Genomic DNA, 24,897 nt, shown 5'->3' with positions numbered 1-24,897 from the left:
TCGGACCACCAGTTGGTAGTGAAGTGGGCCACATGGCGAGCAAGTGGTGTGCGCCAGGGGCGCACACCCGGCGCACCGGCGCCCTCCGGGCGCGCCCGATCGGGTGGACGGCGGACGGCCGGGTCGGCGGCCTCCGCCGCTCGCCGCCTTCCGCATGGTCGTATGGGCCTCCGCGCCGCGCCCACCACCACGGGAGTACCCCCATGCCGATCCCGCCGTCCTCGGGTAACGCACCCGGAAGCTCCCGTAAGAAGGGGCTGCTGTGGCGGGTCGGCGCGTGGTCGGCACGCCACTTCGTCCTGGTGATCGCCGCGTGGATCGTCGCGCTGGCCGGCCTGCTGGCCCTCCAGCACGCGTACGGCGGTGAGTACTCCGACAACTACTCGCTGCCCGGCACCCAGTCCGCCGAAGGGCTCGACGTGCTCCGCGCGCACGAGCCGGCCGCCGGCGGATACAGCGCCCAGGTGGTGCTGTACGACTCCGCGAAGCCGCTCACCGAGGTGAGCGACCAGGTCTCCCAGGCGGTCACCTCCCTCGGGAAGCTGCCGGAGGTCCTGAGCGCGCAGAGCCCGCTGCCGGCGCCCGGCACCACGCCGCCTAGCGTCCCGCCGGGGACGCCGAACCCCGGCCCGCTCTCGACGGACGGCAAGACCGGCTACATCACGATGCGTTTCAGCGTCCAGCCCTCGACCCTGGGCGACTCCTACCTGGACGGTGTGGACAGCGCCGTGGCGCCGCTGCGCGCCGCTGGAGTCGAGGTCGAGTACGGCGGCACCCTTGGCGAGCTGGCCCGCCCGGAGCCGAACGACCGGCTCAGCGAGGCGATCGGGTTCGGGGTCGCGATCGTGGTGCTCCTGATCGGCTTCGGCAGCGTACTCGCGGCCGTTCTGCCGCTGGTCACCGCGCTGTTCGCGGCCCTCTGCGGGCTCGCGGTGCTCGGGCTCCTCGCCGCCGTGTGGACGTTCGCGACCGTCTCACCGACCCTGGCGACGATGATCGGCATCGGTGTCGGCATCGACTACGCGCTCTTCCTGATCACCCGCCACCGCCAGCTGCTGATGGACGGCGCCGATCCGGTGACGGCCGCCGGGGCGGCCACCGCCACCAGCGGCCGGGCGGTCCTCGTGTCGGGATGCACGGTCATCATCGCCCTCTCGGGCCTGTGGGTCTCGGGGCTGAGCTTCATCGGACTGCTCGGACTCGCCGCGACGTCCACCGTCGTCACCGCCGTCGTCGGCGCGCTGACGCTCGTACCGGCGATGCTCGGGCTGATCGGGCGGCGGATCGACAAGCTGCGGGTGCGCACCCCGATCGCCGAGACCGACATCCAGGAGGGCGAGGAGCACGGGGCATGGCACCGCTACGCGCTGCGCGTCGAGCGGCGGCCGTGGTGGTTCCTGGCCGCGGGCGTCGTCGTGCTCGTGGTGCTCGCCATCCCCATGTTCTTCATGCAGCTCGGGCACATCGGCGACGGCGCCGACCCGAAGTCCTTCACCGACCGGCGCGCCTACGACCTGATGTCCTCGGCCTTCGGGCCCGGATCCAACGGGCCGCTGACCCTGGTGATCGACCAGACCTCGGTGCCCGCCTCCGACCGGTCGGCCCTCGCCTCGCAGGCCCAGAAGGCGCTCACCGGTGTGCCGAACGCCGCCCTGATCACCCCGCTGACGCCGACCTCGGACGGGGACGTCCTGATCGCCACCGCCTACTCGGTCGCGGCGCCGCAGGACGAGCGGACCACGGAGCTGAACAACAACCTCGTCGACAACGTCCTCCCCCAGGCCGTCAGCGGCACCACGGCCTCCACGTACGTCACCGGCACCACGGCCGCGCAGGTCGACTTCCTCGACATCGTCTCCAGCCGGCTGCCGCTGATCATCGCCGTGGTCGTGGCCCTGGCGTTCCTCGTGATCCTGGTCGTCTTCCGCGGGCCGCTCGTCGCCGCCAAGGCCGCCATCCTCAACCTGCTGTCGATCGGCGCCTCGTACGGAGTGGTGGTCGCCGTCTTCCAGTGGGGCTGGGGAGGCCCGGCGCTCGGCGTCTCCGGAGACGTCCCGATCGAGAGCTATGTGCCGATGATGATGTTCGCCATCGTCTTCGGCCTGAGCATGGACTACGAGATCTTCCTGCTGTCCCGTGTCCACGAGGCGTGGCTGCGCACCGGCGACGCGAAGGCGAGTGTCGCGCACGCCCTGGAGATCACGGCCCGCGTCATCACCTGCGCGGCGCTCATCATGGTCAGCGTCTTCGCGGCCTTCATCGTCAGCGACAACATCGTCATCAAGATGATGGGCCTCGGCCTGGCCGCGAGCGTGCTCATCGACGCGACGGTCGCGCGGCTGCTCCTGGTGCCCGCCGTGATGACGCTGCTCGGCCCGAAGGCCTGGTGGACCCCTCGCTGGCTGGACCGCATCCTGCCGCACCTGGACACCGAGGGCGAGGGCGCGCTGGCCGAGGTGACCGGGAACGGCCCGGCGGGGTCGCGGAAGACTCCGTGACCCCGCCGGACCGGTGCGGGCGCTAGCTGTCGAAGCCCAGGCCGAGTCGGTCCATCGCCTTCAGCCACAGATTGCGGCGACCGCCGTTGTCGTCGGCGCGCGCCATCGACCACTTGGTGATGCCGATGCCGGCCCACGCGATCGGCTCGGGCGGGAAGGGCAGCGGCTTGGAGCGGACCATCTCCAGCTCCGTCCGCTCGGTGCGCTCCCCCGCCAGCAGGTCGAGCATCACGTCTCCGCCGAAGCGGGTGGCACCCACGCCGAGGCCGGTGAAGCCCGCGGCGTACGCGACCTTGCCCTGGTACGCCGTGCCGAAGAAGGCCGAGAAGCGCGAGCAGGTGTCGATCGCTCCGCCCCAGGCGTGGCTGAAGCGGAGCCCCTCCAGCTGCGGGAAGCAGCGGAAGAAGTGCTCGGCGAGCTTCAGATACGTCTCGGGGCGGTGGTCCATCTCGGCGGTGACCTTGCCGCCGAAGCGGTAGATCGCGTCGTAGCCGCCCCACAGGATCCGGTTGTCGGCGGTGATCCGGAAGTAGTGGAACTGGTTGGCGCTGTCGCCGAGGCCCTGGCGGTTCTTCCAGCCGACGGCGGCGAGCTGCTCGGGTGAGAGCGGCTCGGTCATCAGGGCGTAGTCGTAGACCGGGACGGTGTAGTGCCGGACCCGCTTGACCAGCGAGGGGAAGACATTGGTGCCGAGCGCGACCCGGCGGGCGAGGACCCTGCCGTACGGTGTGCGCACGCCCATGCCCGCGCCGACGGAGACGAGGTCGAGGCCGGGAGTGTTCTCGTAGATCCGCACGCCCAGGTCCAGGCAGGCCCGCTTCAGGCCCCAGGCCAGCTTGGCGGGGTTGAGCATGGCGACCCCGCGCCGGTCCCACAGGCCGCCGAGGAAGGTCGGGGAGTCGACCTGCGCGCGGACCGCGTCGCCGTCGAGGAGTTCGAGCCCGTCCGCGAGGCCGAGCCCTTCGATCTCCTCGTACACCTCGTGGAGTTCGTCGACCTGGTACGGCTCGGTGGCGACGTCGATCTCGCCCGTGCGCTCGAAGTCGCAGTCGAGCCCGTAGCGGGCGACCGCCGCCTCGATGGAGTCGAGGTTGCGCTCGCCGAGCTCCTCCAGCTTCGCCAGCTCACCCGGCCAGCGGGCGAGCCCGTTGCCGAAGCCGTGCGTGAGGGAGGCCGCGCAGAAGCCTCCGTTGCGGCCCGAGGCGGCCCAGCCCACCTCGCGCCCTTCGATCAGTACGACATCCCTGGAGGGGTCGCGCTCCTTGGCGAGGAGCGCGGTCCACAGTCCGCTGTAGCCGCCGCCGACGACGAGGAGATCGCACTTCTCGGTGCCGGTGAGGGCGGGCAGGGCTCCGGGCTTGCCCGGGTCTTCCAGCCAGAAGGGGACGGGCTGGGCGTCGGAGAGAGATTGTGCAGCGAGACGCATGGCGACTGGGGCCATGGGTTCCAACTCCTTCAGGTGTTGCTCAGGGTGTGCTCAGCTTGTCGCTGATTTCTTGCGCCGGTTGGTGATGATCTGTCCGGCTACCACCACCAGTACGGCAATGATGAACATCGCCGTGCCGATGACGTTGATCTGGACGGGCGTGCCGCGCTGCGCCGAGCCCCAGACGAACATGGGGAACGTGACGGTGTTGCCCGAGTTGAAGTTGGTGATGATGAAGTCGTCGAACGACAGCGCGAAGGAGAGCAGCGCCCCGGCCGCGATGCCGGGGGCGGCGATCGGCAGCGTGACCCGTACGAAGGTCTGCACCGGGCCCGCGTAGAGGTCGCGCGCGGCCTCCTCCAGGCGCGGGTCCATCGACATCACGCGCGCCTTGACGGCCGTCACCACGAACGACAGACAGAACATGATGTGGGCGATGAGGACCGTCCAGAAGCCCAGCTCGGCACCCATGTTGAGGAAGAGCGTGAGCAGGGAGGCGGCCATGACGACCTCGGGCATGGCCATCGGCAGGAAGATCAGCGAGTTGATCGCGCCGCGCGCCCGGAAGCGGTAGCGGACCAGCGCGAAGGCGATCATCGTGCCGAGGATCGTGGCACCGAGGGTGGCCCAGGCCGCGATCTGGAGCGACAGGGTCAGCGAGCCGCACAGGTCGGCGACGCCGCAGGGGTCCTTCCAGGCGTCCAGGGAGAAGCGCTGCCAGGCGTAGTTGAAGCGCCCGTTCGGCTTGTTGAACGAGAACACCATCACGACGATGTTCGGCAGGATCATGTACGCGAGCGTCAGCAGGCCCGCGATGGCGACAAGGTTCCGACGGATCCAACGCATCAGACCAGGTCCTCCGTTCCCGCGCGGCGGATGTAGACGGTGACCATGAGGAGCACGATCGCCATGAGGATGAAGGACAGTGCGGCGGCCGTCGGGTAGTCGAGCACGCGCAGGAACTGCGACTGGATGACGTTGCCGACCATCTTGGTGTCGGTCGAGCCGAGGAGTTCGGCGTTGACGTAGTCGCCGCTCGCCGGGATGAAGGTGAGCAGCGTGCCCGAGACCACGCCCGGCATGGAGAGCGGGAACGTCACCTTGCGGAAGGTGGTGGCGGGGGACGCGTACAGGTCCTTGGCGGCCTCGTGGAGCCGGCCGTCGATCCGCTCCAGCGAGGTGTAGAGCGGAAGGATCATGAACGGCAGGAAGTTGTACGTCAGACCGCAGACCACCGCCATCGGCGTGGCGAGGACGCGGTCGCCCTCGGTCCAGCCGAGCCAGCTGGTCACGTCCAGGACGTGCAGCGCGTTCAGGGCGTCGACGACCACGCTGTCGTCGGCCAGGATCGCCTTCCAGGCCAGCGTCCGGATGAGGAAGCTGGTGAAGAAGGGCGCGATGACGAGGACGAGCAGCAGATTGCGCCAGCGGCCGGCCTTGAAGGCGATCAGATACGCCAGCGGGTAGCCGAGGAGCAGGCACAGGAGCGTGGCGGTACCGGCGTACAGCAGGGAGCGGACGAACTGCGGCCAGTACTCCTGGAAGGCGTCCCAGTACGTCTGGAAGTGCCAGGTGACCTCGAAGCCCTTCTCCAGGGAGCCGGTCTGCACCGAGGTCGAGGCCTGGTAGACCATCGGCAGCGCGAAGAAGACGATCAGCCAGACGATGCCGGGCAGCAGCAGCCAGTACGGGACGAGCCGCTTGCGGGTGGAGGGCTTGCGCGCCACCGGTGCTCCGGTCGGCGCGGCCTCCTCCTCCTTGGTGAGAGTGGGTGCGCTCACGAGGCGTCCTCCACCGTCTCCACGCCGGCGTCGATGTCCTGATCGGCGTCGAGGCCGAACGTGTGGGCCGCGTTCCAGTGCAGAACGACCTCGGCGCCGGGGACGAGGCGGGTGTCGCGCTCGATGTTCTGCTCGTAGACCTGCAGCTCCGCGCCCGCCGGGCTGTTCACCACGTACTGCGTGGAGACACCGATGAAGGAGGAGTCGACGATCCGGCCGGTGACCTTGTTCCGGCCGTCGGCTATCTTCCCCGCGTCGTCGGCGTGCGCGAGCGAGATCTTCTCGGGGCGGACGCCCACGAGGACCCTGCCCCCGGTGCGTACGGTCGCCGAACAGCGGTCCGCGGGCACCCGGAGCTTGCCGCCACCGGCCGTCACGACCAGGTCGGAGCCGCCGCTCTCCACGACCTCGGCCTCGATGAGGTTGGAGGTGCCGAGGAAGTTCGCGACGAACGTGGTCCGCGGGTTCTCGTACAGGTCGGCGGGCGCGCCGAGCTGCTCGACCCGGCCGCCGTTCATCACCGCGACCTGGTCGGCCATGGTCATGGCCTCCTCCTGGTCGTGGGTGACGTGGACGAAGGTGATGCCGACCTCGGTCTGGATCCGCTTGAGCTCCAGCTGCATCTGGCGGCGCAGCTTGAGGTCGAGGGCGCCGAGCGGCTCGTCGAGGAGGAGGACCTGCGGGTGGTTGATGAGCGCGCGGGCCACGGCGACGCGCTGCTGCTGGCCGCCGGAGAGCTGGTGCGGCTTGTGCCGGGCCTTGTCGCCGAGCTGGACGAGTTCCAGCATGTCGTCGACCTGCTTCTTCACCGACTTGATGCCCCGCCGGCGCAGACCGAACGCGATGTTCTCGTAGATGTCCATGTGCGGGAAGAGCGCGTAGGACTGGAAGACGGTGTTGACCGGCCGCTTGTACGGCGGGAGGTCGGTGACGTCCTTGTCTCCGAGGAACACGGTGCCGCCGGTGGGCTCCTCCAGGCCGGCGATCATGCGCAGCGTGGTGGTCTTGCCGCAGCCGGAGGCTCCGAGGAGGGCGAAGAACGAGCCCTGCGGGATGGTGAGATCGAGCGGGTGGACGGCGGTGAAGGAGCCGTACGTCTTGCTGATGCCGGTGAGACGGACGTCGCCGCCGGTGTTCTTGTCAGTCATGGGTTGCGATCCCAGGTTCGTAAGAGGTGGACGACGGTTCTCAGGCACCGATGAGCTTGGCGAACTTCTCCTCGTACGCCGTCTCTTCCTCGCCGGTCAGCGAACGGAAGGCGCGCGACTTCGCGGCCATGGCCTTGTCCGGCAGGATCAGCGTGTTGCTCGCCAGCTCGGGGTCGATCTTGGCGAGTTCGTCCTTCACGCCGTCGACCGGGCAGACGTAGTTGATGTACGCGGCCAGCTGGGCGGCGACCGGAAGCTCGTAGTAGTAGTCGATGAGCTTCTCGGCGTTGGCCTTGTGGCGTGCCTGGGCGGGCACCAGCAGGTTGTCGCTTGAGGTGATGTAACCGGCGGACGGGATGGCGAACTTGATGTCCGGATTGTCGGCCTGCAGCTGGATGACGTCACCGGCCCAGGCGAGGCAGGCCGCCAGGTCGCCCTTGTCCAGGTCGGAGGTGTAGTCGTTGCCGGTGAAGCGACGGATCTGCTTCTTGTCGACGCCCTTCTGAAGGCGGCCGATCGCCTCGTCGTACTCGGCGTCGGTGAACTTCCCGGGGTCCTTGCCCATGTCGAGCAGGGTCATGCCGACCGAGTCGCGCATCTCGGTGAGGAAGCCGACCCGGCCCTTGAGGGAGGGGTCGTCCAGGAGCTGGGTGACCGAGTCGACCTTCTTCCCGCCGGTCGCCTTGGAGTTGTAGGCGATGACGGTGGATATGCCGGTCCAGGGGTACGAGTACGCACGGCCCGGGTCCCAGTCGGGGCGGCGGAACTGGGCGGAGAGGTTCGCGTAGGCGTTGGGGAGGTTGGCCGCGTCCAGCTTCTGCGCCCAGCCGAGCCGGATGATGCGGGCGGCGAGCCAATCGGTGACGCAGATCAGGTCGCGGCCGGTGTCCTGGCCGGCCGCGAGCTGCGGCTTGATCTTGCCGAAGAACTCGACGTTGTCGTTGATGTCCTCGGTGTACTTGACCGTGATCCCGGTGCGCTTGGTGAACGCCTCCAGAGTGGGGCGGGACTTCTCGTCCTCGCTGACGTCCATGTACTCGGTCCAGTTGGAGAAGGCGAGCCGCTTCTCCTTGGCCGAGACGTCCGTGGACGCGGGGCCTTGGCCCTCCCGCTTGGCCGGCGGGATGCCACACGCGCTCAGGGCCGCGAGGCCGCCGACCGTGAGCGCGCCGACGCCTCCGGCGCGCAGCATCGAGCGGCGGGTGAGGGCGCCCCGGCCACTCGTCACACTGCGCCGCATCGCCGCTATCTGCGCGGGGGACAGGCTGTCGGGCTCGTACTGCTCCATGCGCTGTGCCTCTCGGGGGTTGAGGGGGGACTACCGGTCTCCGAAGATCGTGCGGTGCCAGTCCTTCCGGATCACCGCGGTGTTTTCGTACATCACATGCTTGACCTGCGTGTACTCCTCGAAGGAATACGCCGACATGTCCTTTCCGAACCCCGACGCCTTGTAGCCGCCGTGCGGCATCTCGCTGATGATCGGGATGTGGTCGTTGACCCAGACGCACCCTGCCTTGATCTCGCGGGTGGCGCGGTTCGCGCGGAACACGTCGCGAGTCCAGGCGGAGGCGGCGAGGCCGTACGGGGTGTCGTTGGCGAGTCGGAGGCCGTCGTCGTCGCTGTCGAAGGGCAGGGCCACCAGGACCGGTCCGAAGATCTCCGACTGCACGATCTCGCTGTCCTGCGCGGCGCCGGTGATCAGGGTCGGGCGGTAGTACGCGCCCTTCGTCAGCTCGCCGCCCGGTGCCTCGCCGCCGGTGACGACGGTGGCGTAGCCGCGGGCGCGGTCGACGAAGCCGGCGACACGGTCGCGCTGGGTGTGGCTGATGAGCGGGCCGAGGTCGGTGGAGGGGTCGAAGGGGTCGCCGAGGCGGACGCTCTCCATCAGCTCGGCGACGCGGGCGACGAAGGCGTCGAAGAGGGGGCGCTGGATGTACGCGCGCGTGGCGGCGGTGCAGTCCTGGCCGGTGTTGATGAGGGAGGCGGCGACGGCTCCGTGGGCGGCGGCCTCCACGTCGGCGTCGTCGAAGACGACGAAGGGTGCCTTGCCGCCGAGTTCGAGGTGGAGCCGCTTCACGGTGGAGGTGGCGATCTCGGCGACGCGCTTGCCGACCGGGGTGGAGCCGGTGAAGGAGGTCATGGCGACGTCGGGGTGGCCGACGAGGTGCTCGCCCGCCGTGCGGCCGGCGCCGTTGACGATGTTGACGACGCCGGCGGGGATGCCGGCCTCGGTGGCGGCCTGGGCGAACATCAGCGAGGTGAGCGGGGTGAGTTCGGCCGGCTTCAGGACGATCGTGTTGCCGGCGGCGATCGCCGGGAGGATCTTCCAGGCCGCCATCTGGAGCGGGTAGTTCCAGGGCGCGATGGAGCCGACGACACCGATGGGCTCGCGCCGGACGTACGAGGTGTGGTCGCCGCTGTACTCGCCCGCGGACTGGCCCTGGAGGTGCCGGGCGGCCCCGGCGAAGAAGGCCGTGTTGTCGACCGTGCCGGGTACGTCGAACTCGGTGGACAGCTTGATCGGCTTGCCGCACTGGAGGGACTCGACATGCGCGATGTCCTCGGCCTGCTCGGCCAGGACGCCCGCGAACCGGTGGAGGGCGTCGGAGCGCTCGCCGGGGGTCGCGCCCGCCCAGGCGGGGAACGCCTCCTTCGCGGCGGCGACGGCGTCGTCCACGTCGGCGGTGGACGCGAGGGTGTAGGTGTACACGCTCTCGCCCGTCGCCGGATCGACGACGCTGTGCTCGTCCCCTGAGGTTCCGGGCCGCAGCCGCCCGCCGATGTACTGTGCGCCGTCCGCGAAGCGGTCCGTCACCTGGAAGCGGTTGCCCATGACGCTCTCCGTTGTTCCAGTTCGAATTGAGTGCCGATCCTGACAGAGGCCGATCGGTCCAACAAGTGATTCCGTCGTTGCCTTTTGGTTACGCGACGGAATCGGTCGACCATGTGTCGAGGGCTCGGGTTAATGACCGTACGGAGTGTCCGTGGCGGCTGCCAGAATCCCGTGCATGGTGACGATCGACACGCTGACCGAGCAGGTCAGCCGGGGTGAACGGGTGAAGTGGCTGCATTTCTGGGGCCACCGTCCGAGGCCGGACGGACGGCTCTCGGCGAGCTGTCTGAGCCAGTGGTGGGAGGCACCGTTCGAGGTCGACGGGGTGCGGTACGCGACCGCCGAGCACTGGATGATGGCGGCCAAGGCCCGGCTCTTCGGGGACGCGGAGGCGGAGCGGGCGGCGCTGTCGTCCCGTACGCCCGCCGAGGCGAAGAAGGCGGGGCGGCTGGTGCGGGGCTTCGACAACACGGTGTGGGAGCGGGAGCGCTTCGGGATCGTCGTCGCGGGCAGCGTCCACAAGTTCGCGTCCGACGAGGCGCTGCGGGCGTATCTGCTCGGCACCGGGGGCCGCGTCCTGGTGGAGGCGAGCCCGCTGGACCGGATCTGGGGCATCGGCCTCGGCGCCGACGACCCGCGCGCGAAGGACCCCTCACGGTGGCAAGGCCTGAACCTGCTGGGGTTCGCGCTCATGGAGGCGCGGGAGCGGCTGCGCTCGGGCGTATGAGGAAGGGCCCGGCGCATGGCGCGGGGCCCTTCTCCGTAGCCGTCCGGCGATCCGCCGGCCGCGGGCTAGCGGTTCTCGACCACCAGGCTCGTCGCGAACGGGTCGTCCGAGCTGTCCTCGTACTTCTCGCCCTGGACGACGGCCCAGATGACGAAGGTCAGGAACACCGCGCTGACCAGGATGCCGATGGAGCCGAGCACGATGCCCGCCGTCGCCATCCCGCCGTTGTTCGCCTCGCCCCGCTGGACCTTCTTGCGGCCGATGATGCCGAAGACCAGGGCCAGGATGCCGAGGACGACACCGAGCCCGTACATGCAGAAGCCGGCCACCGCGATGATGCCGAGCACCATCGCCGCGGTCCCCATCCCGTTGGACGGGCCCTGCTGCCACCCCGGCTGCCGGCCGTAGCCGACGGCCCCTCCCGGGTATCCCGGATATCCGGGATACCCGTATCCGGACGGCGCGGGCGCCGTGACGGGCGGCGGCGTCGGGTAGCCGTACGAGCCGGTCGCCGGGCCGCCGGGGGCGACCGGCGGCGGCGGGACGTCCCCCGACGGCATGGCGGTCATCGTCGGCTGGTCGTGCACCGGTGGACGGTCCTGCGGCGTGGGCTCGGGCGTCGTCGCCTTGCTCAGTTCCACCCCGTCGCGGTTCGGCGGAGCCCACGGGTCCGTCGGGTCGTATCCGCCCCGCGGCTGGTCGGTGTTCTCAGACATGGGCCTCCCCCATCGTGGTCACGCCATGCTACGACCTCGCTCCGGCACGGGACCCGCCCGGCCTACGATGATCCGATGACCGATCTGCACTCCTTCATCGCGGGGCTCCCCAAGGCCGAGCTGCACGTCCACCACGTCGGCTCGGCCTCCCCCCGGATCGTCGCCGAGCTGGCCGCCCGGCACCCGGACTCCAAGGTCCCCACGGACCCGGAGGCGCTCGTCGACTACTTCGTCTTCACCGACTTCGCCCACTTCATCGAGGTCTATCTCTCCGTCGTGGACCTGGTGCGCACCCCGGAGGACGTCCGGCTGCTGACCTACGAGGTCGCCCGGGACATGGCCCGGCAGAACATCCGGTACGCCGAGCTGACCATCACCCCGTACAGCTCGACCCGCCGCGGGATCGACGAGCGCGCCTTCATGGCCGCGATCGAGGACGCCCGCAAGGCCGCCGAGACGGAGCTCGGCGTCGTGCTGCGCTGGTGCTTCGACATCCCGGGCGAGGCCGGTCTCGAGGCCGCGGAGGAGACCGCCCGGCTCGCGGTCGACCTGCGCCCGGAGGGCCTGGTGTCGTTCGGGCTCGGCGGCCCGGAGATCGGTGTGCCGCGTCCGCAGTTCAAGCCGTACTTCGACCGGGCCATCGCGGCCGGTCTGCGTTCGGTGCCCCACGCGGGCGAGACGACGGGCCCGGAGACGATCTGGGACGCGCTGAAGGAGCTGGGCGCCGAGCGCATCGGCCACGGCACCAGCGCCGTCCAGGACCCCGAGCTGCTCGCCTACCTCGCCGAGCACCGGATCGCCCTGGAGGTCTGCCCGACCTCGAACATCGCGACCCGTGCCGTCGCCGATCTGGACCAGCACCCCATCAAGGAGATGGTGGCGGCCGGTGTCCTGGTGACGATCAACAGCGACGACCCGCCGATGTTCGGCTCGGACCTGAACAACGAGTACGCGGTCGCCGCCCGGCTCCTGGAGCTCGACGAGCGCGGTCTCGCGGCCCTCGCCAAGAACGCGGTCGAGGCGTCCTTCCTCGACCCGGCCGGCAAGGCCCGGATCGCCGCGGAGATCGACAGCTACACCGAGAAGTGGCTGGCGCGCTGACACTCGCGACAATGGCCCCATGGACCACGTCACTGTCGTAGGCCACCGCGGGGACCCGTACCGCGTCCGCGAGAACACCCTCGCCTCGATCGTCTCTGCGATCGAGGCGGGCGCGGACGCCGTCGAGGTCGATGTACGGCTCACCGCGGACGGCGTCCCCGTCCTGCTCCACGACGACACGCTCAAGCGGTTGTGGGGCCATGACCGGCCCCTGTCCGCGCTCACCCTGGCCCAGCTCGGCGAGCTGACGTACGACGGCGTCCCGACGCTGCGCGAGGCGCTGATCGCGGCGGGGCCGTACCGGCTGATGCTCGACCTGCCCGGCGGCAACGAGGACTCGGTCCGCACGATCGTCGGCACGGTCCGCGAGTGCGGTGCCGCCGAGCGCGTCTACTACTGCGCGGGCGGGGTCGCCATGCTCCAGGTGCGGGCCGCCGACCCGGGCGCCGAGATCGCGCTGACCTGGACGACGCTCTCCCCGCCGCGGGCGGCGCTCCTGGACGCGGTGCGGCCGCGCTGGCTCAACTACCGCTTCGGGCTGGTGAGTCGGGAGCTCGTGGAGCGGGTGCACCAGGACGGCCTTCTCGTCTCGGCCTGGACCGCGGACACCCGGCGGACCATGCGTAAGCTCCTGTCCCACGGGGTGGACGCCATCACCACCAACCGTGTGGACGCGCTCGCCGCCGAACTGCGAAGGGGTACGCCGAGGTGACCGGGACCGAGAGGATCCGTACCGACATCGCGCACAACGCGCGGGTGTGGAACTACTGGCTGGGCGGCAAGGACAACTATCCGGTGGACCGGGAGGTCGGCGACCAGGTCACCGGCTTCTACCCGAGCATCGGCGAAGTGGCCCGCGCGGACCGGGCGTTCCTCGGCCGGGTGGTGACGCATCTGGCGGCCGAGTCGGGGGTGCGCCAGTTCCTGGACATCGGTACGGGCCTGCCGACGGCCGACAACACCCACGAGGTCGCCCAGCGCCTCGCGCCGGAGGCGCGGATCGTCTACGTCGACAACGACCCGATCGTGCTGACGCACGCCCGCGCGCTGCTGACCAGTGCCCCTGAGGGTGTCACCGACTACGTCGACGCGGACGCGCGCGACCCGCGGCGGATCCTGGAAGCGGCGGCGCGGACGCTCGACCTGTCCCGGCCCGTCGCGGTGATGATGCTCGGCATCCTCAACTTCGTCCTGGACACCGACGAGGCCCGGTCCATCGTCTGTACGCTGATGGACGCGGTCCCCTCCGGCTCGTACCTCGCGCTGACCCACCCGACGCTGGAGCCGGAGCTCGGCGGCGAGGGGAACGTGGCGGCGATGGCGTTCTGGAACGAGAACGCGACCCCGCCGATCACGGCCCGCACCCGCGCCGAGTTCTCGTCCTTCCTGGACGGTCTCGACGTCCTGGAGCCGGGGGTCGTGTCCTGCGCGAGCTGGCGGTTCGCGCCGGCGAGCGAGGTGGCGCAGTTCGGCGCGGTGGGCCGGAAGGCGTAGTGGGTATACGGGGGGACGTCCGGGGGTGGTGGGAGCGGGCGCGGGAGTTCGGGGCGTCCCGCCCGCAGGCCGTGGACATCGGGATCGCGCTGCTCGTGCAGGCGGCCATGACGATGCCGTTCGTGGTGCCGCGCCCGCCCGGACTGGAGCCTGCGACCTGGTCCGCGTACGGTCTGACGTCCCTCACCGTCGTCCCGCTGATCTGGCGGCGGCGCGCGCCGGTCGCCGTGCTCCTCGCCATCATGGCGGCAAGCGCGCTGTACCAGCTGGCCGTGGACGGCCCCGGTCAGCCCCTTCCGTACACCGGGCTCGTGATCGTCTACACGATCGCCGCGCTCTCACCGCCGTCGAAGCGGCTGGCGACCGTTCTGCTGCTGGTGGTCGCGGTGCCGGTGTCGGTGTGGCTGAACACCCGGTCGGCGCGTGAACTGACCTTCTCCCTCTTCGTGTTCGCCGCGGCGTATGTCTTCGGGCGGCTCACCGACGCCCGGCAGCGGGCCGCACGGGTGGAGACCGAGCGGGCGGCGGCGCGGGAACGGGCCCGGATCGCACGGGAGATGCACGACATCCTCTCCCACGCGGTGAGTCTGATGATCGTGCAGGCGGAGGCCGGCCCGGTGGCGGTGCGGACGGCTCCGGAGCGGGCCGAGGCGGCGTTCGACGCGATCTCCGCGACGGGACGGGACGCGATGGGGCAGCTGCGCCGGATGCTGGGGGTGCTGCGGGAGGGGACTGAGGGCCCCGAGCCCCGGGAGCCGCAGCCGGACCTCGGCGGGCTGCCGGGCCTGCTGGAGCGCGTACGGGCCGGCGGGCTCGATGTCACGTACCGGACCACGGGCGGGGTACGCACCCTCCCCGCGGCCACCGGGGCGACGGTCTACCGGATCGTCCAGGAGGCGCTGACGAACGTGGTGAAGCACGCGGGGGCGCGCACCGCCTCCGTCCGACTGGCGTACGAGGAGGGTGTGCTGGAGGTGGTCGTCACGGACGACGGGCGCGGGCCCCGGCGGGGTGCGCGGCCCGGAGGCGGCGGGCACGGCCTGGTCGGGCTACATGAGCGGGCGGCGGCGCACGGCGGCACGGCGGTGTGCGGGCCGGGGCCGCAGGGACGGGGCTTCGAGGTGCGGGTCGCGCTCCCCGTGGCCGCTGCCCGGGAGGTGGCGCGTTGACGATCCGGGTGGTGGTGGCCGACGACCAGGAGCTGGTCCGCAGCGGTTTCGCGATGATTCTCGACGTCCAGCCGGACATCGAGGTCGTGGCGGAGGCCGGCGACGGGGCGGAGGCGGTGGAGGCGGTGCGCCACCACTCCCCCGATGTGGCGCTGCTCGACATCCGGATGCCGGGCATGGACGGCATCGAGGCCTGTCGGACCATCAGCGCCGAGTCGGGCTGCCGGACGGTGATGCTGACGACCTTCGACTCCGACGCGTACGTGTACGAGGCGCTGCACGCGGGCGCGAGCGGGTTCCTCCTGAAGGACGTACGCCGGGACGATCTGGTGCACGCGGTACGGGTGGTGGCGCGGGGCGACTCGCTGCTGGCCCCGTCGGTGGCCCGGCGGCTGGTGGAGGAGTACACCCGCCCGGCCCGGCGCGCGCCCCGGCCCGATCCGCGCCTCGACGGGCTGACGGCCCGCGAGCGGGAGACGCTGCTGCTCCTGGCGCGGGGCCTGTCGAACGCGGAGATCGCGGCGGAGCTGGTCGTCAGCGACCACACGGTGAAGACGCATGTGGGGAACGTGCTCGCGAAGCTGGGGCTGCGGGACCGGATCCAGGCGGTGATCTGCGCGTACGAGAGCGGTCTGGTCACGGCGGGTTCTCCCCCGCACGGGGGATGAGCGGGGAGGGCGAAGATCCCCCGCTCCGGCGATCCGCGGAACGCCGCAGGTCAACAGGATGGGAGTCGTCGAGAACAACGGCTCACACCCACGGAGTTGACCATGAAGAGCACCACCCGAACGCTGCTCGCCGCGACCCTCGTCCTGGGGGTGGCGGCGGGCCCGGCGGTTCTCCCGGCCGCCGCCACGGGCGCGCCGGCGGCCGTCTCCGTTCCGACCGCCGACCGGGCGCTCGACGACGCGATCGCCGGGCTGCCCGCGAAGGACGCGACGGCCGCACTGGTACGGGTCGGGGGAAGCGAAGGCGTCTGGCACGGCACCTCGGGCGTGCACGACCTGAGGACGATGCGGCCGGCCGATCCGGACGGGCGGTTCCGCGCCGGGTCGGTGACCAAGGTCTTCACGGCTGCGGTCGTCCTCCAGCTGGCCGCCGAGGGGCGGCTCGACCTGGACCGGCCGGCACGCTCGTACCTGCCGGAGCTGATCCCCGTCCGGTACGGGAAGGTGACGGTCCGCCAGCTGCTGAACCACACCCACGGGATCCCGGCGGCCGACGTGGCCGGCTCGACGGTCGAGGAGTGGTACGCGAACCGTTTCGAGATCCATGACCCGCGCGCGACGGTCCGCTCGGCGACGGCGAAGCAGCCCGAGTTCACGCCGGGCGAGAAGCAGCACTACCTCAACATCGGCTACACGATCGCGGGGCTGCTCATCGAGCGCGTCACGGGCGACACGTACGAGCGTCAGGTGACGGCGCGTGTCCTCCGGCCGCTCGGGCTGCGCGACACGTACCTTCCGGGGACCGACCCGCGGATCCGGGGCCCGCACAACCACGGCTACCAGACGATGAGGCTCGCGGACGGCTCGACCGGACTGCGTGACGTGTCGGTCTGGAGCGCCACGGACGGCTGGGCGGCGGGCGCCCTCGTGTCCACGACGGCAGATCTGGAGCGCTTCACGGAGGCGCTGTTCCAGGGGCGGGTGGTGCGAGGGCCGCTCCTGGAGGAGATGTTCACGCTGCCGGAGGTGAAAGACGTCAAGAGCGGCGCCCCCGCCGCGTACTCCGTCGGGCTGTCGATGAAGAAGCTCGGCGGGCAGGAGGTGTGGGGCAAGACGGGCGGCCGGTGGGGCTACAACGCGGCGATCGCCTCGACCCGCCGCGGCGAGCGGACCCTGGTCTACAGCGTCAACGCGACGGACGCGAAGGGCCAGGACATGAACAGGGTCGCCCTGGCCCTGATGGTGGCGGCCTACGGCGCGCCGACGGACTGAGGCGCCTCGGCCCCGGCCTGTACGGCCTGCGCCGCCTGCACCGTTTCGAGGCGCTTGATCATCCGTCGTACGACGAGCAGCGGGATCACGCCGAAGACCCCGAACGACATGTCGATGACCGACCACCAGAAGGGGATGCCCCGGAGGGGGCCGCAGATCAGGGCGAGCGGGATGATCCCCGCGCAGGCGATCATCCCGAACTCGATCACCCAGATGTTCCGTACGGGGTCACGGTAGGGGCCGTAGAACGCCACGGCGATGACGAGGTGCGCGAAGGCCAGCCAGTCGGTGCCGTACAGCAGGAACGGGTACTCGGCGTCTGCGGTGTCGAGCCCGTCCCGGACGCGCTCGATCCACTCCAGGAGCCCGGGGAAGAGCTCCGCGACCGGGGCCGCCCACGAGGTCAACGCCTCCTCGGTCAGGCGGAGTTCGGTGACGAGCGGAAAGGCGGTGAGCCCGCTGAGCACCAGGCAGACGATGAAGACGACCAGCCACACACGGATACGCCTGAGAAGGGCTCTCGGCCCCTGCGCCTCGTTCATGACAGCACCCTACGCCCGTCATGAACGCGTTCAAAAACGGGGGTGCCCGGTCACCTCCCGGGCGATCCCGTGCGCGGCGACGGTCACCCCGGCGGCCACCGCGAGCCCCGTCACCAGGTCCCGCGTCCGCGTCGGCCGCAGCACGCCGGCCCGCCGCAGCCGGCCCCGCGCCCAGAGCGTGAAGGGCACGACGATCAGCGGTGAGGTCGCGGAGCCGGGGGTGTACCCGCGGACGGCGGCGGCCTGGGCCAGATGGACGAGGCCGTGCAGCCCGAAGCCGTTCAGCGCGGCCTGGTAGAAGGCCGACCGGCCGCCTGAGCGCTGCCCGGCCACGGCGGCCGCGGCGACGACGGCCCCCACCCCCGCGACGGCGACGGCGAACTCCCGCTCGTCGACGCTCTCCGCGGCCTTCCACACCGCTTCGGGCACCTCGGGGAAGCGTTCCCGCAGCTCCGGCAGATGCTCCCGGAGCCAGCGGGGCCCGAGGAGCACCTCCTCGGCGTCGTGCAGGGCCCAGGCGGCCAACAGGCCATATGTCACAGCTGAGTTCACGTTCGAGGTCACCCCCGGAGAACTCACAGCCCGACGATCGAGTTCCACCTCTTCGCGAACTCCGTCCGCTCCTCGGAGGTGATGTCCCGGGCGATCGCCAGCCGTCCGCGCATCTCGTCGTCGGGGAAGATCAGCGGGTCCTCGGCGAGGGCCGCCAGCTCCTCGTCGTCCGAGTCGGCGAGGACGTCGCGGGCGGCGGGGACCGGGCAGACGTAGTTGACCCAGGCGGCGAGTTCGGCGGCGACCTCGGGGTCGTAGTAGTAGTCGATCAGCTTCTCGGCGCTGGCCTTGTGCTGCGCCAGGTTGGGGATCATCAGCGACTCGGCCCACAGCTCGGCGCCCTCCTCGGGGACGACGAACTCGATGTCGGGGTTGTCGGCCTGGAGCTGGATCACGTCGCCCGAGTACGCCTGGCAGGCCAGCACGTCGCCGGTCGACAGGTCCTTGATGTAGTCGTTGCCCGTGAAGCGGCGGATGTGCCGCTTCCGTACGAGCCCCTCGATCTGCTCGCACACCGCGTGGAAGTCGTCGGCGGTCCACCGCGTCACGTCGACGCCGTTGCCCTGCAGGAGGAGCGCGAAGGACTCGTCGAGCCCGGACAACAGGGTGATCTTCCCGCGCAGATCGTCGTCCCACAGCTCCTTGACCGACCGGATCTCCCGGCCGAGCTTCCTGCGGTTGTACGCGATGCCGGTGATCCCCGACTGCCAGGGGACGGTGTGCAGCCGGCCCTCGTCGAAGGCGGGCGAGCGCAGCTGCGGGTCCAGGTACCGGGTGATGTTCGGCTGCGCGGCCCGGTCCATCTCCTGCACCCAGCCGAGCCGTACGAACCGGGCGGCCATCCAGTCGCTGACGACGATGAGGTCCCGGCCGGTCTCCTGGTGGTTCATCAGCGCGGGACTGATCTTGCCGAAGAACTCGTCGTTGTCGTTGATCTCCTCGGTGTAGCGGACGGAGATCCCGGTGCGCTCGGAGAAGGCGTCCAGCGTGGGCCGCTTCGAGGTGTCGTCGTCATCGGTGTCGATGTAGAGCGGCCAGTTGGCGAAGTCGAGCGTGCGGTCCCGTGCGGACAGGTCCCGGCCGGCCCGCCGCCCCGGCTCGACATAGGCGGCCGGCACTCCGCACCCTGCGAGCAGGGCGGCAGCCCCGGCGCCGCCCATGCCACGCAGCACGGACCGGCGGGACATGGTCTTCCTGACTGTCGCTCTCATCCGAGCAGCATCGCGGGCACGCCACGCCGGGACAATGGACGCTCCGTCGACGGAACGACCGCGGCCCCGACACCCTGTCGATCAAGGGTGCCGGGGCCGTCGGTTCGGTCCGTCGGTGCCGGGGCCGTCGGTGAGGACAGCCGGTTCCGGTCCGTCGGTTCCGTGGGTTCTAGCCCAGGGACGTCATCACGTGCTTGATGCGCGTGTAGTCCTCGAAGCCGTACGCCGAGAGGTCCTTGCCGTAGCCGGACTTCTTGTAGCCGCCGTGCGGCATCTCCGCGACGAGCGGGATGTGCGTGTTGATCCACACACAGCCGAAGTCCAGCGCGCGCGACATCCGCATCGCGCGGGCGTGGTCCTTCGTCCAGACCGAGGACGCGAGGGCGAACTCGACGCCGTTGGCGTACTCCAGGGCCTGGTCCTCGTCACGGAACGACTGCACCGTGATGACCGGGCCGAAGACCTCGTTCTGGACGATCTCGTCGTCCTGCTTGAGGCCGGAGACGACGGTCGGGGCGTAGAAGTAGCCCTTCTCGCCGACCTGGTGGCCACCGGCCTCGACCTTGGCGTGGGCCGGGAGGCGGTCGATGAAGCCGGAGACCTGCTTCAGCTGGTTGGCGTTGTTCAGCGGGCCGTAGAGCACGTCCTCGTCGTCCGGCTGACCGGTCTTCGTGTCCGTGGCGGCCTTGGCGAGCTGCGTCACGAACTCGTCGTGGATGGACTCGTGCACGAGGACGCGGGTCGCGGCCGTGCAGTCCTGGCCGGCGTTGAAGAAGCCCGCGACCGAGATGTCCTCGACGGCCTTGGCGATGTCGGTGTCCTCGAAGACGACGACCGGGGCCTTGCCGCCCAGCTCCAGGTGGACGCGCTTGACGTCCTTGGAGGCCGACTCGGCCACCTGGATGCCGGCGCGTACCGAACCGGTGATGGAGGCCATCGCCGGGGTCGGGTGCTCGACCATCGCCCGGCCGGTCTCGCGGTCGCCGCAGATGACGTTGAAGACACCCTTGGGGACGATCTGGCCGATGATCTCGGCGATCAGGACGGTCGACGCGGGGGTCGTGTCCGAGGGCTTGAGGACGACCGTGTTGCCCGCGGCGAGCGCCGGGGCGAACTTCCACACGGCCATCATCATCGGGTAGTTCCACGGCGCGACCTGGGCACAGACACCCACGGGCTCGCGGCGGACGATGGAGGTCAGGCCCTCCATGTACTCGCCGGCCGAGCGGCCCTCGAGCATCCGGGCGGCACCCGCGAAGAAGCGGATCTGGTCCACCATGGGCGGAATCTCTTCGCTCGCGGTGAGAGCGACCGGCTTGCCGGTGTTCTCGACCTCGGCGGCGATCAGATCGGCGGCGCGCTCCTCGAACGCGTCCGCGATCTTGAGCAGGACCTTCTGGCGCTCGGCGGGCGTGGTGTCACGCCAGGCCGGGAAAGCGGCCGCGGCCGCGTCCATGGCGGCGTCGACGTCCGCCTGTCCGGAGAGCGGAGACGTGGCGAAGACCTCGCCCGTGGCCGGGTTGACCACATCGATGGTCCGCCCGTCGGCGGCGTCCCGGAACTCCCCGTTGATGTAGTTACGCAGCCGGCGCAGCTCGGTGGTCACTTTGCCACCCCTCCTGTCACGTTCATGGTCGCACTTCGTCGTGCGGCGTCCCGTTTGCTGAGACACCTCAGCCTAATCGCTTCCCTGACGCTTTCGACAGGCCCGACATCCGCCAACTTCGGATTCGGTGAGATTCGGAAGCTCAAACAACGAATTTCATCGCTCCGGGCTTGCCAGACCGACGAGTCTCGGTGCAGAGTGAGGGCGTGGCCAGTCAAAGCACGAACTCCAGAACCGGTTCCGGTTCGTCCCCGACGATCGATGCCGTCTCTCTGGGGATCATCGAGCAGCTCCAGGAGGACGGTCGCCGTCCGTACGCCGCCATCGGCAAGGCCGTGGGCCTCTCCGAGGCGGCCGTCCGGCAGCGCGTCCAGAAGCTGCTCGACCAGGGCGTCATGCAGATCGTCGCCGTCACCGACCCGCTCACCGTGGGCCTACGGCGGCAGGCGATGGTCGGCATCAACGTCGAGGGCGACCTCGATCCGGTGGCGGAAGCCCTGACTGCCATGTCGGAATGTGAGTACGTGGTCATGACCGCGGGCTCGTTCGACCTGATGGTGGAGGTCGTCTGTGAGGATGACGACCATCTTCTGGATGTGATCAACAAGCGCATCCGCACCCTCCCCGGCGTGCGCTCCACGGAGAGCTTCGTCTACCTCAAGCTCAAGAAGCAGACCTACATGTGGGGAACTCGATAATCGTGACCCAGGACCTGTCCAAGACCGCGTACGACCACCTGTGGATGCACTTCACCCGCATGTCGTCGTACGAGAACTCTCCCGTGCCCACCATCGTGCGTGGTGAGGGCACCTACATCTTCGACGACAAGGGCAAGCGGTACCTCGACGGTCTCGCGGGTCTCTTCGTGGTCAACGCCGGTCACGGCCGCAAGGAGCTGGCCGAGGTCGCGTACAAGCAGGCCCAGGAGCTCGCGTTCTTCCCCGTGTGGTCGTACGCGCACCCCAAGGCCGTCGAGCTCGCCGAGCGTCTGGCCGACTACGCCCCGGGCGACCTGAACAAGGTCTTCTTCACCACCGGTGGCGGCGAGGCCGTCGAGACCGCCTGGAAGCTCGCCAAGCAGTACTTCAAGCTGCAGGGCAAGCACACCAAGTACAAGGTCATCTCGCGTGCGGTCGCCTACCACGGCACCCCGCAGGGCGCCCTGTCGATCACCGGCCTGCCGGCCCTGAAGGCCCCCTTCGAGCCGCTGGTCCCCGGCGCGCACAAGGTGCCGAACACCAACATCTACCGCGCCCCGATCCACGGCGACGACCCCGAGGCCTTCGGCCGCTGGGCCGCCGACCAGATCGAGCAGCAGATCCTCTTCGAGGGCCCCGAGACCGTCGCGGCCGTCTTCCTGGAGCCGGTGCAGAACGCCGGCGGCTGCTTCCCGCCGCCGCCCGGGTACTTCCAGCGGGTCCGCGAGATCTGCGACCAGTACGACGTGCTGCTCGTCTCGGACGAGACGATCTGCGCCTTCGGCCGCCTCGGCACGATGTTCGCCTGTGACAAGTTCGGCTACGTGCCGGACATGATCACCTGCGCCAAGGGCATGACCTCGGGCTACTCCCCGATCGGTGCCTGCATCGTCTCGGACCGCATCGCGGAGCCGTTCTACAAGGGTGACAACACCTTCCTGCACGGCTACACCTTCGGTGGCCACCCGGTGTCGTCGGCGGTCGCCATCGCCAACCTCGACATCTTCGACAAGGAAGGCCTGAACCAGCACGTCCTCGACCAGGAGGGCAACTTCTTCGAGACCCTGAAGAAGCTGCACGACCTCCCGATCGTCGGCGACGTGCGCGGCAACGGCTTCTTCTACGGCATCGAGCTCGTGAAGGACAAGGTCACCAAGGAGTCCTTCACGGACGAGGAGACCGAGCGCGTGCTCTACGGCTTCCTCTCCAAGGCGCTCTTCGAGAACGGCCTGTACTGCCGCGCCGACGACCGTGGCGACCCGGTCATCCAGCTGGCCCCGCCGCTCATCGCCGACCAGGGCACCTTCGACGAGATCGAAGGCATCCTGCGCTCGGTGCTCACCGAGGCGTGGACCAAGCTCTGACCCTCCCCGCCGTCCCCGCCCCCCGCGAGGACGCAGGACCTCACGCCGCCCTCACGGCGTGACCCCACGGCCCGGGTTGCCGCCATCCGAGTGGATGGCGGCAACCCGGGCCGTGTGCTGTCCGTACAAACGGATCTGAATCCTTACGGTGCCCAGTGACCGACAGGCCCGTCCCTTCGTTCCCTCGGACGGGGGAACGCAAGAATCGGATCCGACATCGAGGTGTACGCGATGGCCCCACCGGACAACGACGTGCTCTGGGCGCGTTCCCTGCACTGCACCCTGGAGGGATCGGACGTCCTGACCGGCGTCTCCCTCGGGGTGCGCGAGGCCGAGATCCTCGCCCTGGTCGGCCCGCGCGGCAGCGGCAAGACCACCCTGATGCGCTGTCTGTCGGGGCAGACCGTCGCCCAGCAGGGCGAGGTCTGGTTCAACAGCAGCCCGGTGCACACCATGAGCCCGGCCCAGCGCGAACGGCTGCGCCGCGACCGGTTCGGCTGGATCGACCCCGAGCCCGGACTCGTACCGGAGCTGACCGCCTGGGAGAACGCCGCCCTGCCGCTCCTGCTGCGCGGCGTCTCGCACCGGACCGCGAAGGCCTCCGCCCTGGAGTGGCTGGAGCGGCTCGACATCGGCGGGTGCGCGCGCAGGCGTCCGCACGCGCTGAACCAGTCGCAGCGGCAGCGGATCGCCATCACCCGGGCGCTGGTCACCACGCCGTCCGTGCTCTTCGCCGACGAGCCGACCGCCTCCCTGCACCGCGCCGACGGGGCCCAGGTGCTCCGTACGCTCACGGCCGCGGCCCGCTCGCACCGGATCACCGTGCTCCTCGCCACCCACGACCCGGAGGTCGCCGGCCTGGCGGACCGCTCGGTCGCCCTGCTCGACGGCCGCCGGGTGGGCACCGCGGCACCGACCACCGGGGCGGAGGGCGTCGCCGCGTGCTCGCTCTCCGTCTAGTCCGCGGGACCCACCCCCTCGTGCTGCTGCGGCGCCTCCTGGTCGCCGCTGCGGCCGCGGGGGTCGGCTTTCTGCTGCTGTGCACGCTCGGTTACGCCGTGGGTCACCCGGACCGGTCGGCCGCCGCGACCCTGCGGCTGCTGTGGTGCGTGATCCCGATGGCCGCGACCGTGCAGTTCGCGGTCGCGGTGGCCCGTACGGATCCCAGCACCCGGCCCCGTCCCGGGCTCTCGGCGATCGGGCTCGGCCCGGCGCGGCTCACGGCGATCGCCGCGGCCTCGACGGCCGTCTCCTGCACGCTCGGCTCGATGGTCGCGCTGCTGTTCTACCTGCACCTGCGCGGTGACATCACCGGGCTGCCGTTCGACGGCGCCGCCGCCGAGCTGCTCGCGGCGGGACGCCCGATCCCGCTGGCCGCCGCGCTGACGCTCCTCGCGATCCTGCCGGTGGCCGCCTCCACGGCCGCCGGCCTCGCCCTGCGTCCCCGGAAGGCCCCCGCGGCCCCCGACGGCATCGAGAGGACGGCGCCTTCGGGGCTGCCCTGGGGCGTGGCCCTGCTGGCGGTCGGCCTCGCCGTCGAGACGTACGCGGGGCAGGGCGGCGACGACGGCGGGCTGCCGCTCCCGGGGCGCCTGGACGGCAATCCGGCGGGGGTGCTCGCGGGCTGGATCCTCACCGCGATCGGCCTCGCGATGGCGGGCCCCGGCATCACCCACTGGTGCGGCCGGCTGCTCCAGGCGGTGCGCCCGGGCGCGATCCGGCTCCTCGCCGGCCGCGTCCTGATGGACGAGTCCCGCCGCATCGGACGCCCGCTGGGCGTGGTGTGCGCGGTGGCCTCGGGCGCGGTCGCGGCGGCGACGCTGTACGACATGGGAACGGGCGACTTCGGGCCGCTGACCGGTCTGGGGGCGGCGCTGGTGACGGCCTGTACGACGGCGACGCTGCTGACGGCGGCGCTGGAGTCCAAGCAGTGCCGCGCCCACACGGCCGAGGCGCTGGTCCGCCTCGGCGCCCCGCCCACGGTGCTGCGGTCGGCGGCGCTGATGCGGGCGGGGGCACTGGTGGCGGTCTTCCTGCCGCTGACCTTGCTGGTGGGCGGACTGGCGGCGGTCCCGCTGGGGGCGTGAGCCC

The 24,897-nt window shown here is 70.5% G+C and carries 23 protein-coding genes; 12 read left to right on the top strand and 11 right to left on the bottom strand.

Annotation, left to right across the window (positions count from 1 at the left end):
- Positions 1 to 203: 203 nt before the first annotated feature.
- Positions 204 to 2,498, top strand: coding sequence for an MMPL family transporter (locus ACFY8U_RS25740; protein WP_389574020.1), 2,295 nt, complete (start codon positions 204 to 206; stop codon positions 2,496 to 2,498).
- 22 nt (positions 2,499 to 2,520) lie between these two features.
- Here ACFY8U_RS25740 and ACFY8U_RS25735 read toward each other — a convergent pair whose 3' ends face one another.
- From ACFY8U_RS25735 to ACFY8U_RS25710, 6 genes are read right to left on the bottom strand one after another with little or no spacing between them, the layout of a single operon-like run.
- A complete protein-coding gene (locus ACFY8U_RS25735; RefSeq protein ID WP_361603573.1) occupies positions 2,521 to 3,939 on the bottom strand; it encodes an FAD-dependent oxidoreductase in 1,419 nt (472 codons plus the stop codon).
- 36 nt (positions 3,940 to 3,975) lie between these two features.
- A complete protein-coding gene (locus ACFY8U_RS25730) occupies positions 3,976 to 4,770 on the bottom strand; it encodes an ABC transporter permease (protein WP_389574017.1) in 795 nt (264 codons plus the stop codon).
- Positions 4,770 to 5,705, bottom strand: a complete 936-nt coding sequence (locus ACFY8U_RS25725; protein WP_389574014.1) for an ABC transporter permease — start codon at positions 5,703 to 5,705, stop codon at positions 4,770 to 4,772. The genes ACFY8U_RS25730 and ACFY8U_RS25725 overlap by 1 nt, the downstream gene beginning before the upstream one ends.
- The gene (locus tag ACFY8U_RS25720; RefSeq protein ID WP_389574011.1) at positions 5,702 to 6,853 is read right to left on the bottom strand and encodes an ABC transporter ATP-binding protein; all 1,152 of its coding nucleotides are present in this window, start codon (positions 6,851 to 6,853) and stop codon (positions 5,702 to 5,704) included. Before ACFY8U_RS25720 ends, ACFY8U_RS25725 begins: the two co-directional genes overlap by 4 nt.
- 40 nt (positions 6,854 to 6,893) lie before the next feature.
- Positions 6,894 to 8,141, bottom strand: a complete 1,248-nt coding sequence (locus ACFY8U_RS25715) for a spermidine/putrescine ABC transporter substrate-binding protein (RefSeq protein WP_389574008.1) — start codon at positions 8,139 to 8,141, stop codon at positions 6,894 to 6,896.
- 30 nt (positions 8,142 to 8,171) lie between these two features.
- Positions 8,172 to 9,686, bottom strand: coding sequence for a gamma-aminobutyraldehyde dehydrogenase (locus ACFY8U_RS25710; RefSeq protein WP_389574005.1), 1,515 nt, complete (start codon positions 9,684 to 9,686; stop codon positions 8,172 to 8,174).
- Positions 9,687 to 9,861: 175 nt separating this feature from the next.
- Here ACFY8U_RS25710 and ACFY8U_RS25705 point away from each other — a divergent pair, with 175 nt between their 5' ends.
- Positions 9,862 to 10,413 carry an NADAR family protein gene (locus tag ACFY8U_RS25705; protein ID WP_389574002.1) on the top strand — a complete coding sequence of 184 codons (552 nt, stop codon included), beginning with the start codon at positions 9,862 to 9,864 and terminating at the stop codon, positions 10,411 to 10,413.
- 65 nt (positions 10,414 to 10,478) lie between these two features.
- Here ACFY8U_RS25705 and ACFY8U_RS25700 read toward each other — a convergent pair whose 3' ends face one another.
- Positions 10,479 to 11,129, bottom strand: coding sequence for a DUF4190 domain-containing protein (locus ACFY8U_RS25700; protein ID WP_389573999.1), 651 nt, complete (start codon positions 11,127 to 11,129; stop codon positions 10,479 to 10,481).
- A 75-nt stretch (positions 11,130 to 11,204) separates the two neighbouring features.
- Here ACFY8U_RS25700 and ACFY8U_RS25695 point away from each other — a divergent pair, with 75 nt between their 5' ends.
- The 6 genes from ACFY8U_RS25695 (at position 11,205) to ACFY8U_RS25670 (ending at position 16,833) form a co-directional block, all read left to right on the top strand.
- Positions 11,205 to 12,230: an adenosine deaminase gene (locus ACFY8U_RS25695; protein ID WP_389573996.1), complete on the top strand. Its 1,026-nt coding sequence runs from the start codon at positions 11,205 to 11,207 to the stop codon at positions 12,228 to 12,230.
- A 19-nt stretch (positions 12,231 to 12,249) separates the two neighbouring features.
- Positions 12,250 to 12,942 carry a glycerophosphodiester phosphodiesterase gene (locus ACFY8U_RS25690; protein ID WP_389573993.1) on the top strand — a complete coding sequence of 231 codons (693 nt, stop codon included), beginning with the start codon at positions 12,250 to 12,252 and terminating at the stop codon, positions 12,940 to 12,942.
- The gene (locus ACFY8U_RS25685) at positions 12,939 to 13,724 is read left to right on the top strand and encodes an SAM-dependent methyltransferase (RefSeq protein WP_389573990.1); all 786 of its coding nucleotides are present in this window, start codon (positions 12,939 to 12,941) and stop codon (positions 13,722 to 13,724) included. Before ACFY8U_RS25690 ends, ACFY8U_RS25685 begins: the two co-directional genes overlap by 4 nt.
- The gene (locus tag ACFY8U_RS25680; protein ID WP_389573988.1) at positions 13,724 to 14,893 is read left to right on the top strand and encodes a sensor histidine kinase; all 1,170 of its coding nucleotides are present in this window, start codon (positions 13,724 to 13,726) and stop codon (positions 14,891 to 14,893) included. Before ACFY8U_RS25685 ends, ACFY8U_RS25680 begins: the two co-directional genes overlap by 1 nt.
- The gene (locus ACFY8U_RS25675; protein ID WP_389573985.1) at positions 14,890 to 15,561 is read left to right on the top strand and encodes a response regulator; all 672 of its coding nucleotides are present in this window, start codon (positions 14,890 to 14,892) and stop codon (positions 15,559 to 15,561) included. Before ACFY8U_RS25680 ends, ACFY8U_RS25675 begins: the two co-directional genes overlap by 4 nt.
- A 102-nt stretch (positions 15,562 to 15,663) precedes the next feature.
- Complete coding sequence (locus tag ACFY8U_RS25670) at positions 15,664 to 16,833, top strand: serine hydrolase domain-containing protein (RefSeq protein ID WP_389573983.1); 1,170 nt, start codon at positions 15,664 to 15,666, stop codon at positions 16,831 to 16,833.
- Here ACFY8U_RS25670 and ACFY8U_RS25665 read toward each other — a convergent pair.
- The 4 genes from ACFY8U_RS25665 to ACFY8U_RS25650 form a co-directional block, all read right to left on the bottom strand.
- A complete protein-coding gene (locus tag ACFY8U_RS25665; RefSeq protein WP_389573980.1) occupies positions 16,812 to 17,375 on the bottom strand; it encodes a hypothetical protein in 564 nt (187 codons plus the stop codon). The genes ACFY8U_RS25670 and ACFY8U_RS25665 overlap by 22 nt on opposite strands.
- 30 nt (positions 17,376 to 17,405) lie before the next feature.
- Positions 17,406 to 17,927, bottom strand: coding sequence for an HXXEE domain-containing protein (locus ACFY8U_RS25660; RefSeq protein WP_389573977.1), 522 nt, complete (start codon positions 17,925 to 17,927; stop codon positions 17,406 to 17,408).
- A 23-nt stretch (positions 17,928 to 17,950) separates the two neighbouring features.
- The gene (locus ACFY8U_RS25655) at positions 17,951 to 19,114 is read right to left on the bottom strand and encodes a spermidine/putrescine ABC transporter substrate-binding protein (protein ID WP_389574181.1); all 1,164 of its coding nucleotides are present in this window, start codon (positions 19,112 to 19,114) and stop codon (positions 17,951 to 17,953) included.
- A gap of 193 nt (positions 19,115 to 19,307) precedes the next feature.
- The gene (locus tag ACFY8U_RS25650; RefSeq protein ID WP_361759970.1) at positions 19,308 to 20,744 is read right to left on the bottom strand and encodes a gamma-aminobutyraldehyde dehydrogenase; all 1,437 of its coding nucleotides are present in this window, start codon (positions 20,742 to 20,744) and stop codon (positions 19,308 to 19,310) included.
- A 206-nt stretch (positions 20,745 to 20,950) separates the two neighbouring features.
- On the opposite strand from ACFY8U_RS25650, the gene ACFY8U_RS25645 reads away from it, so the two are divergent.
- The 4 genes from ACFY8U_RS25645 to ACFY8U_RS25630 all read left to right on the top strand — a co-directional run bounded on the left by ACFY8U_RS25645 (position 20,951) and on the right by ACFY8U_RS25630 (position 24,893).
- Positions 20,951 to 21,442: an Lrp/AsnC family transcriptional regulator gene (locus tag ACFY8U_RS25645; protein ID WP_361434458.1), complete on the top strand. Its 492-nt coding sequence runs from the start codon at positions 20,951 to 20,953 to the stop codon at positions 21,440 to 21,442.
- Positions 21,427 to 22,806: an aspartate aminotransferase family protein gene (locus tag ACFY8U_RS25640; protein WP_361603621.1), complete on the top strand. Its 1,380-nt coding sequence runs from the start codon at positions 21,427 to 21,429 to the stop codon at positions 22,804 to 22,806. Before ACFY8U_RS25645 ends, ACFY8U_RS25640 begins: the two co-directional genes overlap by 16 nt.
- A gap of 231 nt (positions 22,807 to 23,037) precedes the next feature.
- The gene (locus ACFY8U_RS25635) at positions 23,038 to 23,766 is read left to right on the top strand and encodes an ABC transporter ATP-binding protein (protein WP_389573973.1); all 729 of its coding nucleotides are present in this window, start codon (positions 23,038 to 23,040) and stop codon (positions 23,764 to 23,766) included.
- Positions 23,748 to 24,893: a hypothetical protein gene (locus ACFY8U_RS25630; RefSeq protein ID WP_361759962.1), complete on the top strand. Its 1,146-nt coding sequence runs from the start codon at positions 23,748 to 23,750 to the stop codon at positions 24,891 to 24,893. Before ACFY8U_RS25635 ends, ACFY8U_RS25630 begins: the two co-directional genes overlap by 19 nt.
- Positions 24,894 to 24,897: the final 4 nt, after the last annotated feature.

It is taken from the genome of Streptomyces sp. NPDC012508 (assembly GCF_042902595.1).
Taxonomy (GTDB): Bacteria; Actinomycetota; Actinomycetes; order Streptomycetales; family Streptomycetaceae; genus Streptomyces.
The sequence above is the reverse complement of the archived record's forward strand: the minus strand, read 5'-3'. Positions and strand labels throughout refer to the sequence as shown.

Bases quoted from the DNA above. Each gene is read 5' to 3' on its own strand.
- ACFY8U_RS25740 (WP_389574020.1), top strand. From the start codon at position 204: ATGCCGATCCCGCCGTCCTCGGGTAACGCACCCGGAAGCTCCCGTAAG.
- ACFY8U_RS25735 (WP_361603573.1), bottom strand. From the start codon at position 3,939: ATGGCCCCAGTCGCCATGCGTCTCGCTGCACAATCTCTCTCCGACGCC.
- ACFY8U_RS25730 (WP_389574017.1), bottom strand. From the start codon at position 4,770: ATGCGTTGGATCCGTCGGAACCTTGTCGCCATCGCGGGCCTGCTGACG.
- ACFY8U_RS25720 (WP_389574011.1), bottom strand. From the start codon at position 6,853: ATGACTGACAAGAACACCGGCGGCGACGTCCGTCTCACCGGCATCAGC.
- ACFY8U_RS25715 (WP_389574008.1), bottom strand. From the start codon at position 8,141: ATGGAGCAGTACGAGCCCGACAGCCTGTCCCCCGCGCAGATAGCGGCG.
- ACFY8U_RS25710 (WP_389574005.1), bottom strand. From the start codon at position 9,686: ATGGGCAACCGCTTCCAGGTGACGGACCGCTTCGCGGACGGCGCACAG.
- ACFY8U_RS25705 (WP_389574002.1), top strand. From the start codon at position 9,862: ATGGTGACGATCGACACGCTGACCGAGCAGGTCAGCCGGGGTGAACGG.
- ACFY8U_RS25700 (WP_389573999.1), bottom strand. From the start codon at position 11,129: ATGTCTGAGAACACCGACCAGCCGCGGGGCGGATACGACCCGACGGAC.
- ACFY8U_RS25695 (WP_389573996.1), top strand. From the start codon at position 11,205: ATGACCGATCTGCACTCCTTCATCGCGGGGCTCCCCAAGGCCGAGCTG.
- ACFY8U_RS25690 (WP_389573993.1), top strand. From the start codon at position 12,250: ATGGACCACGTCACTGTCGTAGGCCACCGCGGGGACCCGTACCGCGTC.
- ACFY8U_RS25670 (WP_389573983.1), top strand. From the start codon at position 15,664: ATGAAGAGCACCACCCGAACGCTGCTCGCCGCGACCCTCGTCCTGGGG.
- ACFY8U_RS25665 (WP_389573980.1), bottom strand. From the start codon at position 17,375: ATGAACGAGGCGCAGGGGCCGAGAGCCCTTCTCAGGCGTATCCGTGTG.
- ACFY8U_RS25655 (WP_389574181.1), bottom strand. From the start codon at position 19,114: ATGTCCCGCCGGTCCGTGCTGCGTGGCATGGGCGGCGCCGGGGCTGCC.
- ACFY8U_RS25635 (WP_389573973.1), top strand. From the start codon at position 23,038: ATGGCCCCACCGGACAACGACGTGCTCTGGGCGCGTTCCCTGCACTGC.